This window comes from Kitasatospora sp. NPDC127116 (assembly GCF_042677365.1).
Lineage (GTDB): Bacteria > Actinomycetota > Actinomycetes > Streptomycetales > Streptomycetaceae > Kitasatospora > Kitasatospora lactacystinica.
Map to the genome: position 1 here is coordinate 1 of NZ_JBHXTL010000195.1, position 13,421 is coordinate 13,421.

12 protein-coding genes and 1 pseudogene are annotated in these 13,421 nt (G+C 75.4%); 5 read left to right on the top strand and 8 right to left on the bottom strand.

Annotated features, from left to right (window positions below; genetic code table 11):
* The first annotated feature begins 157 nt into the window (after positions 1-157).
* Positions 158-2,206, top strand: a complete 2,049-nt coding sequence (locus tag ACFVHV_RS40880) for an alpha-galactosidase (protein ID WP_359907898.1) — start codon at positions 158-160, stop codon at positions 2,204-2,206.
* A gap of 10 nt (positions 2,207-2,216) precedes the next feature.
* On the opposite strand, the gene ACFVHV_RS40885 is transcribed toward ACFVHV_RS40880, so the two are convergent.
* Positions 2,217-2,660, bottom strand: coding sequence for a hypothetical protein (locus ACFVHV_RS40885; RefSeq protein WP_380358580.1), 444 nt, complete (start codon positions 2,658-2,660; stop codon positions 2,217-2,219).
* A 208-nt stretch (positions 2,661-2,868) separates the two neighbouring features.
* Between ACFVHV_RS40885 and sigJ the strand changes: the two genes are divergently transcribed.
* A complete protein-coding gene (sigJ, locus tag ACFVHV_RS40890) occupies positions 2,869-3,825 on the top strand; it encodes an RNA polymerase sigma factor SigJ (RefSeq protein ID WP_359907904.1) in 957 nt (318 codons plus the stop codon).
* A gap of 9 nt (positions 3,826-3,834) precedes the next feature.
* Here sigJ and ACFVHV_RS40895 read toward each other — a convergent pair whose 3' ends face one another.
* Together ACFVHV_RS40895 and ACFVHV_RS40900 are read right to left on the bottom strand one after the other, a co-directional pair.
* Entirely contained in the window at positions 3,835-5,022 is a 1,188-nt protein-coding gene (locus tag ACFVHV_RS40895; protein ID WP_380358583.1) for a saccharopine dehydrogenase NADP-binding domain-containing protein, read from the bottom strand.
* 6 nt (positions 5,023-5,028) lie between these two features.
* Positions 5,029-6,066 carry a serine aminopeptidase domain-containing protein gene (locus ACFVHV_RS40900; RefSeq protein WP_359907969.1) on the bottom strand — a complete coding sequence of 346 codons (1,038 nt, stop codon included), beginning with the start codon at positions 6,064-6,066 and terminating at the stop codon, positions 5,029-5,031.
* 111 nt (positions 6,067-6,177) lie between these two features.
* Here ACFVHV_RS40900 and ACFVHV_RS40905 point away from each other — a divergent pair, with 111 nt between their 5' ends.
* Together ACFVHV_RS40905 and ACFVHV_RS40910 are read left to right on the top strand one after the other, a co-directional pair.
* Complete coding sequence (locus tag ACFVHV_RS40905) at positions 6,178-6,921, top strand: SOS response-associated peptidase (RefSeq protein WP_380358586.1); 744 nt, start codon at positions 6,178-6,180, stop codon at positions 6,919-6,921.
* Positions 6,922-6,941: 20 nt separating this feature from the next.
* Positions 6,942-7,307 (top strand): nuclear transport factor 2 family protein, encoded by a 366-nt coding sequence (locus ACFVHV_RS40910; RefSeq protein ID WP_380358589.1) that lies wholly within the window; start codon positions 6,942-6,944, stop codon positions 7,305-7,307.
* 67 nt (positions 7,308-7,374) lie between these two features.
* Here the strand turns inward: ACFVHV_RS40910 and ACFVHV_RS40915 are convergent, their stop codons facing one another.
* Entirely contained in the window at positions 7,375-7,740 is a 366-nt protein-coding gene (locus ACFVHV_RS40915; RefSeq protein WP_380358591.1) for an iron chaperone, read from the bottom strand.
* Positions 7,741-7,903: 163 nt separating this feature from the next.
* Here ACFVHV_RS40915 and ACFVHV_RS40920 point away from each other — a divergent pair, with 163 nt between their 5' ends.
* Positions 7,904-8,266 (top strand): S26 family signal peptidase, encoded by a 363-nt coding sequence (locus ACFVHV_RS40920; RefSeq protein ID WP_380358593.1) that lies wholly within the window; start codon positions 7,904-7,906, stop codon positions 8,264-8,266.
* A gap of 60 nt (positions 8,267-8,326) precedes the next feature.
* Here the strand turns inward: ACFVHV_RS40920 and ACFVHV_RS40925 are convergent, their stop codons facing one another.
* From ACFVHV_RS40925 to ACFVHV_RS40940, 4 genes and pseudogenes are all read right to left on the bottom strand, one after another.
* On the bottom strand, positions 8,327-8,761 hold the full coding sequence (locus tag ACFVHV_RS40925; RefSeq protein ID WP_359907924.1) for a hypothetical protein: 435 nt from the start codon (positions 8,759-8,761) through the stop codon (positions 8,327-8,329).
* Between the two features lie 13 nt (positions 8,762-8,774).
* Positions 8,775-10,439: a thiopeptide-type bacteriocin biosynthesis protein gene (locus ACFVHV_RS40930; RefSeq protein ID WP_380358596.1), complete on the bottom strand. Its 1,665-nt coding sequence runs from the start codon at positions 10,437-10,439 to the stop codon at positions 8,775-8,777.
* Positions 10,440-10,519: 80 nt separating this feature from the next.
* A complete protein-coding gene (locus tag ACFVHV_RS40935; protein ID WP_380358599.1) occupies positions 10,520-12,406 on the bottom strand; it encodes a TOMM precursor leader peptide-binding protein in 1,887 nt (628 codons plus the stop codon).
* A pseudogene (locus ACFVHV_RS40940) lies at positions 12,403-13,421 on the bottom strand (hypothetical protein); the annotation flags it as partial. The pseudogene ACFVHV_RS40940 and the gene ACFVHV_RS40935, both read right to left, overlap by 4 nt.

A 13,421-nucleotide genomic window follows, 5' to 3' on the forward strand; every position in this document is an offset into this window, starting at 1 on the left:
CCGCGCCCGGGCCCGCTCCGCGCCCGCGCCGGTCACCTAGTGACCCCCACCCCCCCCCCCCCGCGGCCGGCCGGCCCCACCCGGCCGGCCGCGATCCCCTCTCCCCCCATGAGCTTTCCCGACCAACCGGTCCCCCCACATCCTCAGGAGTGCGCACATGCGCCGAACCCGCCGCCGTCTCGCGGCATCCCTCCTGTCCCTCGCCCTCGCCACCGCCGGCCTGGGAGCCGTCGGCCTCGGCACGGCCGCACCGGCCGCCGCGCTCGGCAACGGCAACGCCCTGACCCCGCCCATGGGCTGGAACTCCTGGAACTCCCTCGGCACCGAGGTCACCCAGGAGCAGGTCGTCCAGACCATCGACTTCATGGCCGCGAACGGCCTGGTGGCGGCCGGGTACGACACCGTCACCATCGACGACGGCTGGTCGCTCTGGCACCGCGACGGCCAGAGCACCGACCTGGTCCGCAACGCCGACGGCGGCATGCAGCTGTACGACAACGCCGGGAACCCGGTCAGCGGCACCGACGGCACCGGCAACGACCCCACCTCCGGCCACCTGATCCCCCGCCCCGACCACTTCCCCGCGCAGACCGTGGACGGGCGCAGCGTCAACGGCATCGAGTACCTGGCCCGCTACGCGCACGGCAAGGGCATGAAGTTCGGCCTCTACGCCACCGACACCTACCTCACCTGCCAGATGCACCCCGGCAGCCTCGGCCACGAGTCCACCGACGCGGCCGACTTCGTCTCCTGGGGCGTCGACTTCGTCAAGTACGACGACTGCCCGTACGGCCCGCAGATCGTCGGCCCGGACGGGCACAACTACTACACCCAGGGCGAGGGCAAGGAGCTGACCCGCTCGGTCTACGCCCGGGTGCAGACCTTCCAGCGCGCCCTGGACGCCGCCTCCGCCGCCCAGGGCAGGCCCAGGGTCACCCTCAGCGTCTCCGCCCAGCCCGCCCACACCGGCGTCCCGTACCTGCTCGCCGCCGACGACCCGGCCCGCACCGACCCGGTGGTCCAGGCCGCCGGGACGGCCCCGTTCCACGCCCCCGGCTACGCGCCCACCGGCGTCTGGTGCGGCCAGGTCGCCAACCTCTGCCGGATCGGCGGCGACCGGGACAGCGAGCTCGACGGGGTGCTCTGGAACGGGCAGTTGCAGACCGCGCTGCAGTACCCGGGCAACGTCCGCCCGGGCAGCTGGAACGACCTGGACATGATGTTCACCGGCTGGCAGGACGTCTACGGCCTGTGGGGCACCACCGACACCTGCGTCTGCCACAAGCCCTTCACCGACGACGAGTCCCGCACCGAGACCTCGATCCTCGCCATGCTCGCCGCGCCGCTGATCTCCGGCGCCGACCTGCGCACCGCCGCGCAGTCCCGGCACAGCGACGGCGGCTACACCTGGTCCACCGGGATCAACGACGCGAGCCTGGCGATCCTGAAGAACCGCGAGGTCATCGCGATCGACCAGGACGGCCTCGCCAAGCCCGCCACCCTGGTCGGCGCCAAGCCGGCCGACGGGCGCGCGCCGGTGGTCCTCAAGCGGCAGCTCGCCAACGGCGACACCGCCGTGCTGCTGGTCAACCAGGACCCGTCGGCCGGCCGCAGCGTCTCCACCAGTCTCACCGAACTCGGCCTCGGCGGCTCCGGCTACCGGGCCAAGGAGCTGTGGACGGGCGCGAGTTCGACCGTCACCGGGCCGATCGGCGCCTCGCTCCCGGCGCACGGCGCGGCCCTCTACCGGCTCACCCCGACGTCGACGGGCGGGCCGTCGGGCGTCGTCGACGACGGGAAGTACCACACGCTGACCAGCGGCGGCCTCGCGCTCTCGCTGCTCGGCTCCTGCACCGCGCCGATCGGCTCGATCACCGACCTGGAGCCCGCGCGCCCCGGTGACGCCGCGCAGCAGTGGACCTTCACCACCAACCCCGACGGCACCGTCCGGATCACCGACAACTGCGCCACCGCCACCCACCGGCACACCGTGCTCTCCGCCGGGAGCTCGGCCGGCTACAGCGCCTACCTGCTCGACCTGTCGCCCGGCAACCCCTGGCAGGAGTGGAAGCTGACGCAGGGCCCGGCCGGCGTCACCGTCACCAACGTCGCCACCGGCCTCGCCCTCGACGCGGGCGCCGGCACCGCCGGCACCCCCGTCACCACCCGCCCGGCCGCCGGCCAGAGCTGGACCCCCGGCTCCTGAGCCGAGCGCGTCAGGAGGACCCGGGGCCGGCCGTCCGCACGGAGCGGGCGGCCGGCATCCGGACCAGCACGGCCACGCTCAGGCCGAAGATCAGCACACCCAGCGGGACGTGGACCGACGGCACGTGCGCGACGCCGAGGACGACCTGCGCCGAGGCCAGCACCAGGAAGCCCGACGCGTGCAGGATCGGGCGGGGCGAGCCGCCGCCCGGCCGCCAGGCCAGGACGGCGGCGAGCACGTACAGCATCGAGGCCCCGTACATCACCCGCGCGCCGATGCCGTGCAGCAGTTCGCCGTAGGAGGTGGAGAGCAGCAGGCCGGCCGAGACCGCCTGGAGGAGGACGGTCGCGGTCTGGAGCGCGACGGAGACCCGCAGGAAGGCCCGGGTGCGCTGTTCCACCGCCGTTCCTGGCACCGTCCCCGTCGCCGCCCTCGCCGTGGTGTGGATGGCCATGTCGTGTGCCCCTCTTCTGCCTCGCGGCGGTTGATCGATAGTGTCCCGGTGATCCGACGACACAGGCCGGCGAAGTGTGAGGCGGGGTCCGTCCCGGGCCGGACATCGCAGGCCGGCCCGTGGTCGGGTCGCAGCGGCGGGAACGGCAGGAGCCGCGAGAGCGGCGAGAGCGCCGGCGGACGAGACGAGGCAGGGAGCGGCCCCGACCATGAACACCCCATCCGAGCCGGTGCGGGAGCGGCCCGTACCGGAGCTGAGCGTGATCGTCGGCGAGCGGCGGCAGCTGATCAACCTCGCCTACCGGCTGCTCGGTTCGCTCGCCGAGGCCGAGGACGCGGTGCAGGAGACGTACGCCCGCTGGTACGCGCTGCCCCGCCGGCAGCAGGAGGCCATCGCCTCGCCGGGCGCCTGGCTGACCACGGTGGCCACCCGGGTCTGCCTGGACCTGCTCGGATCGGCGCGGGCCCGGCGGGAGCGCTACGTGGGCGAGTGGATCCCCGAGCCGCTGCCCGACCGCAGCGAGTGGATCGGCGGGCCGGCCGGCGGCAGCGGCGGACCGGCCGACCCGGCGGACTGGGTGACCCTGGACGAGTCGGTGAGCATGGCCTTCCTGGTCGTGCTGGAGGCGATGACCCCGGCCGAGCGGGTGGCGTTCATCCTCCACGACGTCTTCCGCTACCCGTTCCCCGAGGTCGCCGGGATCGTCGGCCGGACCCCGGCGGCCTGCCGGCAGCTGGCCGCCTCCGCCCGCCGACGGATCAGGGCCGCGCAGGCCCCGGCGACGCCGACGGGCGCGCAGGCCGGTCTGGTGCGGCACTTCAAGGAGGCCTGGGAGGCCCGGGACATCACGGCCCTGATCGCCCTGCTCGCCCCCGACGCCACGATGACCGCCGACGGCGGCGGCCTGGCCGGCGCCGCCCTGCGCCCGGTCCGGGGCGGCGAGCGGATCGCCCAGTACCTGGTCCACCTCGCCGACCGGGCCCCCGGGCTCACGCTCCTCGAACGGACCGTCAACGGCCGCCCCGGCCTGGTGGCCCGGCACGGCGGCCGCACCGCGACGGTGGCGGCGTTCGAGCTGGCGGACGGCCGGATCACCCGCATCTGGGCGGTCCGCAACCCGGAGAAGCTGCGCCCGTGGACGGAGGACGACCCGCACGACGGCTGAGACCCCGGCCTACAGCTCCTCCACCACCTCCACCCCCGGGCACTCCCGCGCCAGGTCGGCGAAGAACCGCTCGCCGTCGATCACCGCCTCCGGCGGGTGCACCCCCGCCGCCCGCACCGTGCCGTCCAGCAGCTGCGCCAGCGCCAGCCCCGCCGGGACGCCCGTGGCCTCCGCCATGTCCGCCAGGAACCGCTCCGCGCCGTCCAGGCGGGCGAGCGCCGCGGCCGGTCGGCCGTCGCGCGTTCCGGTGGCGGCGGCGAAGAACGGCGGGAGGGTGCCCGGCCCGCGCATCCGGGGGGCGCGGGCGGCCGCGCGCAGGGTGCGGCGCAGGGTGGGGCGGTCGAGGTCGGCGGCGGCGGTCTCGTTGGTCAGCCGTCCGGCGTCGAGGTCATCGCGCAGCACGCCCAGGTAGGCGGCGGTGCCGACGGAGACCACCATGAGGTTGGCCGCGTCGCCGCCGGGCCGCAGGCTGCGGTGCAGGGTGACCGGCTCCGGGTGGCCGACGGTGTAGGCGGTGCCGCGGTGGCCGCCGGGCAGGTCGAGGGCGACCGGGCGCAGCGGGGGCCGCCGGACCGGCCGGCCGTCCTCCACCGTCGCGACGGTGCCGCTGATCTGCTGCATCCAGTGCACGGCGGCGGCCGAGACCGCGCCGTTCGGGTCGCGCAGCGAGGTGTCGGGCCGGGAGGAGTCGGGCATGGAGCCGACGTCCACCGGCCAGGCGGTGTACACGTCGGTCAGGGTGTCGAGGCGGGCGGCGGCCCGGGCGGCGAGCAGGTTGCTGACGCCGGGGCTGGCGCCCGCGCCGAGCACCGCGCGCACTCCGGCGGCACGGGCCTCCTCGTCCAGTTCCAGCATCGCGACGGTGGGTTCCCAGTCGTCGCAGATGTCCAGGTAGTGGGTGCCGGTGCGGATCGCGGCGCGCAGCACGTCGAGGCCGTAGCGGTAGTACGGGCCGACGGTGTTCAGCACGGCGTCGGCGTCCGCGAGGGCGGCGTGCAGCTCCGGGCCGTCCGTGACGTCGACCCGGCTCGCGCGGACGGGCACCGGTGCGCCGGCGGCGAGTGCGGCGGCGGCGCGGCGGGCGGCGTCGAGGTCCCGGTCGGCGATCACCAGTTTGTGGACGCCGGGCAGGGCGGCCGCGACCCGGGCGGAGACCCGGCCCATCGCGCCGGCCCCGCCGAGGGCGAGCAGCTTCATCGTGGGTCAGCCCTTCCGGTGGTCGAGCGAGGTCAGGAAGTCCCGCATGCCGTCGAGGTAGCCGGGGGTGAACAGCGAGCGCGGGGCGGCGACGGCCAGGACGGTGCTGCGCAGTTCGGAGTCCTCGACGTCCTTGGGCACGATGTTGTGGGTGGAGTCCGGGAAGCGCAGGACCTGGAGCAGGCCCGGGGTGGTGACGAGGCGGCGGTAGCCGGCCTCGGTGTCGTCGCTGTCGACGTTGACGTCCCGGCCGCCGAGGATCAGTTGCACCGGGATCCGGAGCGCGGCGAGGTCCTCGGTCGCGTCGGAGAGGTGGTTGCGCTTGTTGAACGCCCACCGCTCGGGGGTCAGCCCCTCGGTGTCGCCGCCGGCGGCCCGGTACTGCTCGAAGGTCGCACTCGCCCGCAGGGCGGCCAGGTTGCGGTCGCTGCGGGCGACGGCGGCCGCGGTCTCCTCGGGCGAGGCGTGCCGCTCGCCGAGCTCGGCGAGCAGGTTGTAGCGGCCCTGCTGGAGCCAGTTGACGGCGGTGCCGACGGCGATCAGGAACTTGACGTCCGGGGACTGCCGGGCGGCCTTGGGCATCACCCAGCCGGCCTGGCTGGCGCCCCAGAGCCCGATCCGGTCCGGGTCGATGCCGGGCTGGGCCTTGGCCCAGCGGATCGCGGCGAGGGTCTCGTCGACGCGGTCCTGGATGCTCTGGTCCAGCCAGTTGCCGGGGGCGTTGCGGACGCCGGGCTTGTCCCAGGACAGCGTGGCGTACCCGGCCTTCGCCATGGCTTCCCAGAGCGGCCGGTAGAAGGTGTCGTGGGTGGCGTCCACGGGCCCGTCGCCGTGGACGAAGACCACCAGGCCGTACGGTCCGTGGCCGCCGGTGGGGCGGGCCAGCACGCCCTGGAGCGGCTGCTTGCCGCCGGTGACGGTGACCCGCTCCTCCGTGAGGTCGTACTCGTTCTGGTACACCACCCAGCCGCCCGCGCCGACCAGCAGCACGGCCACGGACAGCAGTGATCCCCAGAGCCACCGGCGCTTGCCGAACAGCTTCATATCGTTCACTCGCCAATCGTTCGTTTCTAAAACGACCGTAGCAGAAGTGAACGCTAAGCGTGGGTCACCCGGTCCCCACCGTTGTCGGTGGGACGTGGGAGGCTGGGAGGCATGTGCGGCCGCTTCGTCTCCACCACCACGCCCCAGGACCTCGTCTCACTGCTCGGAGAGCTCCGGTGGGACCCGGCCGAGACCTTCGCACCGAGCTGGAACGTCGCCCCGACCGACCCGGTCCCGGCCGTCCTGGAACGCGTCGACCGGGACACCGGCGAGGTGCTGCGCCAACTGCGGCCGCTGCGCTGGGGATTGGTCCCGTCCTGGTCCAAGGACCCGTCCGGCGGCGCCCGCATGATCAACGCCCGCTCGGAGACCGTCGACACCAAGCCCGCCTTCCGCAAGGCCTTCACCGCCCGCCGCTGCGTCATCCCCGCCGACGGCTACTTCGAGTGGCGCGAGGTGCCCGCCACCGCCGGACACAAGAAGTACAAGCAGCCGTACTTCCTCAGCACCGGCAACGTGATGCTGATGGCCGGCCTCTACGAGTTCTGGCGCGACGGCACCCGCCCCGAGGACGATCCGCTCGCCTGGCTGGCCACCGCCACCGTCATCACCACCGACGCCACCGACTCCGCCGGCCGCGTCCACGACCGGATGCCCCTCACCATCGCCCCCGACGACCTCCCCACCTGGCTCTCCCCCGCCCACACCGACCGCGCCGAACTCCACCACCTGCTGCGCCGCCCCGCCGACGGCGACCTGCGCGTCCGCGCCGTCCCCACCACCGTCAACAGTGTCCGCAACAACGGCCCGCAACTGCTGGACCCGGCCGACGACCCGCTCGGACTGGCCGACTGAAGCCGAACCAGGGAGACCGCATGAACCGCACCCCCGCGAGCATCGTCGAGGCAGCGTTCCGCTGCTACCGGTCACAGGACCGGGAGGCGGCCGTGCCGCTGTACGCCGAGGACTTCACGTTCACCAGCCCCCAGGACGACCGCATCGACAAGGAGGCCTTCTTCCGCCAGTGCTTCCCCACCGCCGACCGGTTCACGGAGCAACGGCTGCTGCGGGTGACGCCCGCCGACGGGGAACTCGTCTTCGCCTACTACGAGTACGAGCTGACCACCGGCGACCGCTACCGCAACGTCGAGGCGATCACGGTCCGGGACGGGCTGATCCGGGAGGTGCAGGTCTTCTTCGGCGGCCGGCAGCCGGCGCCGAGCCCGCCCACGGCACCCTGAACCGGCCTCTCCGGATCGTTCCGCCCTGCCGACTCGGCCCGGAGCGGCACCCCGGCGCCCGGCGGCGTCAGCAGATCCTGCCGGGCCGGGCCGCGGTGGCCCGGAGCAGGTCCCGCAGCAGGCCGAAGTCGACGTTCTCCGGCCTGCGGAACCGCAGGCAGCCCTTGCCCATGTCCTGCCCGGCCAGCCGTTCCTCGAACGCCTCACGGACGTCACCGCGCATGAGGTAGAAGGAGATGTACTGCTTCTGGCTGGCGAACGCGATCTCCGCGGCGCCGTCCCGCTCGTACGCGGGCATCCCGTACGCCATGACCTCGTCGAAGCCCACCAGTTCCTCCCGGCACAGCTGCCGCAGCGCGGCCAGCACGGCCCTGCGTTCCTCGGGAACCCCGGTCAGGTAGCCGTCGACGTCGCTCGCCCCGCTCTGCACCATTCCATGAGGCTATGCCGGATGCGGAACCCGCATCAACATTTCAAGCTCCTCCTCGTTCCGCACCGCGGGAATCCGCCGAGGGGTTTCGGGCGGGCCGGGAGGCCGGGGGCCGGGGAGCGAAAACCGGTTGGGCCCGCACGGGCGGATCTGCCACGCTCGGCGGATGGGTGCATTGGATGGGGTGGCGGCCAGGGTCGCCGGCGGAGCCACCGTCGAGTTCAGGCCGAGCGGTTCGTCGATGGTCCCGCTGATCCGCAGCCGGCAGCTGGTGGCCGTCGCCCCGGTCGACCCGTCCAAGCTGGAGCTCGGCGACATCGTTCTCGCCCGGGTCGCCGGAACCGTGTACCTGCACCTGGTGTCGGCCCTCGATCCGGCCAGGCGGCGCGTGCAGATCAGCAACAACCGGGGCCGCGTCAACGGCTGGACCGGCCACGACCGGGTCTTCGGCATCTGCGTCGCCGTCGAGGGCACGCCCCGGGCCGGGGCGGCGGACAAGACCTCGGCTGCCTCCCCCGCCCGGCCCTGAGGCGCGCGGGACCGCCTCGGACCGAGGGCGTGTCTCATCCAGGAGGCCCGTTCGGGGCCGTCAGGAAGAGGTCCCGGTGCCGGGCGGCCAGCGGTGTCCGGCTTCGTGCAGGCGCTGCAGGGCCATGAGGTCGTTGGCCACCATCACCTGGGCCAGCCCGGCCGCCGCGGAGACGACGGCGGGCCAGCCCGGCGAGTCCAGGTAGTCCTCGTCGGGGGCCCGGGCGCCGACCGCCTCCTGGACCGCGCCGTAGGCCGCACCGAGCCGGGCCATCAGCTCGACCTCCTGCTCGGTGCGCAGGCTGTACCCGAGGGACCGCCCCGGATCGTTCGCGTCGCAGAAGTCGTCGAAGAGCACGTGCACGGTGTGGGCGAGGTCCTCGAACTCGTCCCGGTCGAGCCACACCTCGCGCTGCCAGGTCGGGCTGGCCAGCGCCACCACGGCGGGCACGACGTGGAGGCGGAACGCGGGGAGGGCGATGCCGTGATCGGTCACGGGCCGAGGGTACTCACTCCATGATCACCGGTACAGTCCCCGGCCGGCCGAGCGGGAGCAGGTACTGGATCGGCTCGCCGAGGTCGTCCAGGCCGAGGAGTTCGTGGGCGAGGTCGTCCTGGAGGCCGCCGAGGGGGGTGGTGCCGAGGCCGAAGGCGGCGGAGGTCAGGAGCAGGTTCTGGGCCAGGTGTCCGGCTTCCAGGACGCCGAGGCGCAGGGCGCGCAGACCGTAGCGGCGGCGCAGCCGGGCGAGGTCGAGGTACACGGCGAGGACGGCGGGGGCCCGGTCGACGCCGATGGCGTCGGGGTCCTCGGCCGGGCGGGAGAGGTAGGAGGAGAGCGCCTTGAGGTCGTCGAGGGCGGGGGCCGGGCCGATCGGGCGCAGGCTGCGGTGTTCGGGGAGGCAGTGGTAGGTGCCGGCGGGCAGGCCGTCGACGGCGAGGGCGAGCAGGCGCAGCCGGACGGTGTGCAGGGCGCCCGCGCTGGGGTACGGGCGGTGGCCGGTGTCGGGGGCGGGGGCGATGGCGGACCAGAGCAGTCCGCCGAGCGCGCCGGCGGTGAGCGGGCCGGTCAGCGGGCCGCGGGTGGAGCGGCGGGTGCGCAGGGCGTCGGCGAGGGTGACGGGCGGCAGCGGGTCGGCGGGCAGCGGGAGGTCGCCGGGGCGGGGGCTCGGGGCCGGGTGGTGCGGCAGGTCGCGCAGGGCGGTGTCCTCGCCGCGGCCGATCTGGAACTTGCTGCGTTCCAGGTACTGGTGGTCGGGGGCGTGGTGGTCGGCGGGGAAGAAGGTGAACGGCTGTCCGGTCTCCAGCAGGGTGCGGGCGGCGAGGCGGCAGACCGCCCGTTCCTCGTCGGGGCCGACGCCGAGCCGGTTGAACAGCATGTGCAGCTGGGAGGCCCAGATCCACTCCAGGCGCTCCTCGGCGGCCGAGGCGGGCGCGGCGGCCTCGGCGGCCGCGACGGCCCGCATCCGGGCGGCGCCCTCGGCGGCCCGCGCCGCCCAGTCCCCCAGCCAGGGCGTGGCCGTGCCGGCGTCCAGTGCCGCGCGCAGCTCCCGGGCGCGGCGGGCCAGCGTCTCCCGCTGGCGGGCGAACACGGTGTTGACCCGGGTGTGCACGGCGGCGCCCGGCAGCGGCCGGAACTCGGTGACCCAGCGCCAGGCGGCGGCGTGGCGGCGCAGCCAGCGGGAGGCGGCGAGTTCGTCGAGGCCGAGCGCGTACGCGGTGGTGTGGGCGAGGTCGAGGGCGAGCTGCAACCGCTTCTCGGGGGCCGCGCCGAGGGCGTGCAGGGCGCGGACGGCGGCGCGGGTGGAGTGGGTGAACACCTCTTCGGCGATCGGCAGCAGGGCCGCGCCGCCGTAGCGCTCGGTCTCGGGCTCGTACGGGACCTCCGTCACGGTGCCGTGCCCGTCCGCGAACGGGCCGTCGGGCGCGGTGCGTCGGGTGGCGAGGCGGGTGAGGTCGGCGGCGAGGGAGGCGGGCGCCGGGCCCGGGCCGCGGTGGCGGATGCGCAGGTGGGGGCCGCCCTCGCCGTAGCGGATGAAGAACCAGTCGGTGCCGGCGAGCCCGTCCATCAGCGGGGCGAGGTCCTCGGTGAGGAAGGCGTCGGCCTCGCGGGCGGGCAGCGGCAGCGCGAGGTGCAGGCTGTGCCAGGTGGTGGCCGGCAGCGCGTGGGTGGTCATCGTGTGCTCTCCGGTGGGCCAGGGGCGTGTCTTTCGGATCACGTCGGACAAGCGGGCGGCGTGATCCGGAAGACACGCCCTCAGGGGAACGGGTGCGGGTGGAGCGGGAGTTCGTCGTGGCGCAGCGGCGCGGGGATGCGGCCGAGGCGGTACGGGACCTCCAGCAGGCGGGACAGGCCCCGGGTGCGGCGGTTGGCGTGGCCGAAGGTCATCGGCAGCGTGCCGGGGACGACGACCTTGGCGCAGTGCAGGCCGAGCCGGTCGCGGACGCCGGGCTCGTCCTGGGTGACCACGAGGACCTCCAGGTCCTCCCCGGCCAGCCGGGTGACCGTCCGCTCCAGCAGGTCGGTGAGGTCGGTGACCGGTTCGGGGTCGCCGGGCCAGCGCTCGGTCCAGGGCACCGGTGGCGGGCCGGCGAAGAGGAAGTCGAGGCGGGGCTGGGCCTCGGGCAGGGTGTTGAGGCCGACGTGGTCGTCCAGGGAGACGACGAGCTCCGGGCGCTCCAGCATCGGCCGCAGCCGCTGCGGGTCGCGCGGCCCGCCCGGGGCGGTGGAGCGGTGGGGCGCCTCCTGGACGTTGGTGACCACCTCGGCGACGGCGGAGCGGATCGCCGTCCGGGGGTCGTGGTGGGCTCCGGCGGCCAGGAGGGTGCGCGGGGCGTCGGGGTGGTCGCCGCGGTGGCGGCAGAGGGCGATCACGGCGGGTACGCCGAGGTCGTTGGTGGCGTCGAGCAGGGTGAGGTGGTAGCCGAACAGCTCGGCGCGGTCGGCGAGTTCGGCGATCTGCGGGTCCTCGGTGGGGACGGCGACGCCGGGCAGCGGGGTGCGGGCGTACCAGGCCATCAGGAAGGCGTCGCGCTCGGCGACCTCGAACAGGCCGTAGAGCGCGGCCTCCTGGGGGCTGTTGCCGAGTCCGCAGCCGTTCGAGGACTCGTAGACCACCCGGGGGCGGTCGCGGCCGGGAACCTCCCAGTAGGCGACGCGCTCCGGGACGGCGACCGGGCGGCGGCGGGTGAGCGACCAGCCGTGCACCCAGTCGAGGACCAGCTCGGGGGTGTACGGGGCGGTGGCCGGGGTGGGGTGCCCCTGGTGGGGGTCGTCGGGCAGGCCGAGCCGGGCCGGGTCGAGGACGGCGTCCGGGCCCAACTCGCGTGCCAGTTCGGCGTAGGAGGCGCGCAGGACGGTGCGGCGCCCGAGCGGCCGCATGCCGGCGTGCCGTTCCACCGCCTCGAACAGCGCGACCCGCTCGCTGGAGCGGAAGTCCGCGGCGCGCCCGTACCCGCCGTCGTCGAGCGCCCGGCCGTCGGTCACCCAGGCGGTGGTGAGGGCGAAGGCCGAGTCCTCGGTGCGGAACAGCCGGCGGACCGGGCCGAACCGCTCGTCGTACAGTTCGGCCCGCAACTGCCCCGCGTCGGTGCGGTCGTTGGGCCCGCGCAGGACGGCCGGGTCGGGCAGCGGGCGGGGGGTGGCGGGCAGCCGGGCGGCCTCGGGCGTGTCGGGGGGCAGCGGCCGGCAGACCTCGCAGCCGCCGACGGGGCGGACCCGGTGGGTGGACCAGGTGGCCCGGCCGCCGTGCACCACGTGGACGGTGGCGCCGTCGGCGCTCTCCGCGGCCTCGGGGCCCTTGGCCAGCTCGGCGGCGAGCGCGGTCACGGCCTCGGCGAAGGCCGGGGTGCCGGTGCCGCCCAGCGCCAGGGCCGGGCTCTGCCAGGGCACCCGGCCGCCGGCGGTGGCGAGCCGCTGGTACTCGACGCAGGCGAGGCAGGCCGGTGCGCCGGGGGCGAGCACCGGCCCGACCACGGTCAGCGCGCCGTCCTCGCGCACCGGCACCAGGCGTACGGGGTGTGCCAGGGCGTGCCGGCTGAGCCGGGCGGCCAGGCCCAGGGTCCATTCGGTGAGGTGGACGACGGCGGTGCCGCTCGTGGCGGCCAGCGCCTCGACCGGGGTCAGGACCGGCAGCTCGCTCATGGGCGGCCTCCTTCGGCTGTGAGGGCCGTGAAGCCGCAGCCGTCCAGGGCGTCGGCGAACGGGCGGGCCTCGGGGGTGGCGGGCCGCCAGCGGGCGGTGCGCAGACCGGTGATCCGGACCAGGGCGGCGTGCAGGTCCGCCTCCCGGTCGGCGATGTCGGCGAGCCAGCGGTCGGCCCAGCCCAGGTCGGTCCAGGCCGCCGGGGTCCGGCCGGCGGCGGCGAGCGGGGCGGCGGCGCCGGACAGGACGGTGTGGTGGACGGCGGCGAGGCCGGCGCCCCGGGCCATCAGCCGGGTGAGGGCGGCCAGTGCGGCGTGGGCGACGGCGTCGGCGGGCGTGGCCTCGACCGCCCTTCCCTCCTCCACCTGCGCCAGGTACACCGACTCGCCGGAGAGTTGACGGATCGTCGGTTCAGGTGCTCGGCCGAGCCGGCGGGCCAGGACGCCGTACCAGTGCCCGGCCTGCGGGTGTTCCCGCCAGGCGGACTCGGACACCGCCCGGTCGCCCCTCGCCGCCCGGTCATCCGGGAGCGGCCGGTCGCCCCGCACCGCCCGGGCGAGCACGGCGCGGCGCAGGGCCAGGCCGAGGGCGTGGTCCGGGTCGACGCCGACCACCGGCACGGCTCCCCCGCCCACCGCCGCCAGGTGCAGTTCGGCGGACCGACAGGCGGCGGCCAGCCGGGCGAGGTCCGTCCGCACCGCCCCGGCCGCCAGCGGGCCGGCGGGGGTGGCGCAGGAGACCAGGGCCACGGGCAGCTGCGGGAGGTCGCCCGCGGAGGGTGCGTCCAGCACGCCCAGCCGGGGGTCACCGAGGGCGTTCACCCGGCGCAGCGCCTCGGCGAGGCTCCCGGGCGGCGCGGCGACGGCCCCGGGGCCCGCCGCCCACGGGTGGTGCTCGGCGTGCGGCGGAGCGGCGTCGGCGATCAGGACGGTGGGGCGCCCGTCGAGCAGCCGCGGATCATCGGCCGGTTCGCCCGGGTCCGGCAGGCCCGCGACGGCACAGAGCAGCCGCTGGG

Excerpts from the sequence above, each read along its gene's own strand:
- ACFVHV_RS40880 (WP_359907898.1), top strand. The coding sequence starts at position 158 with ATGCGCCGAACCCGCCGCCGTCTCGCGGCATCCCTCCTGTCCCTCGCC.
- ACFVHV_RS40885 (WP_380358580.1), bottom strand. The coding sequence starts at position 2,660 with ATGGCCATCCACACCACGGCGAGGGCGGCGACGGGGACGGTGCCAGGA.
- sigJ (WP_359907904.1), top strand. The coding sequence starts at position 2,869 with ATGAACACCCCATCCGAGCCGGTGCGGGAGCGGCCCGTACCGGAGCTG.
- ACFVHV_RS40895 (WP_380358583.1), bottom strand. The coding sequence starts at position 5,022 with ATGAAGCTGCTCGCCCTCGGCGGGGCCGGCGCGATGGGCCGGGTCTCC.
- ACFVHV_RS40900 (WP_359907969.1), bottom strand. The coding sequence starts at position 6,066 with ATGAAGCTGTTCGGCAAGCGCCGGTGGCTCTGGGGATCACTGCTGTCC.
- ACFVHV_RS40905 (WP_380358586.1), top strand. The coding sequence starts at position 6,178 with ATGTGCGGCCGCTTCGTCTCCACCACCACGCCCCAGGACCTCGTCTCA.
- ACFVHV_RS40910 (WP_380358589.1), top strand. The coding sequence starts at position 6,942 with ATGAACCGCACCCCCGCGAGCATCGTCGAGGCAGCGTTCCGCTGCTAC.
- ACFVHV_RS40915 (WP_380358591.1), bottom strand. The coding sequence starts at position 7,740 with ATGGTGCAGAGCGGGGCGAGCGACGTCGACGGCTACCTGACCGGGGTT.
- ACFVHV_RS40920 (WP_380358593.1), top strand. The coding sequence starts at position 7,904 with ATGGGTGCATTGGATGGGGTGGCGGCCAGGGTCGCCGGCGGAGCCACC.
- ACFVHV_RS40930 (WP_380358596.1), bottom strand. The coding sequence starts at position 10,439 with ATGACCACCCACGCGCTGCCGGCCACCACCTGGCACAGCCTGCACCTC.
- ACFVHV_RS40935 (WP_380358599.1), bottom strand. The coding sequence starts at position 12,406 with ATGAGCGAGCTGCCGGTCCTGACCCCGGTCGAGGCGCTGGCCGCCACG.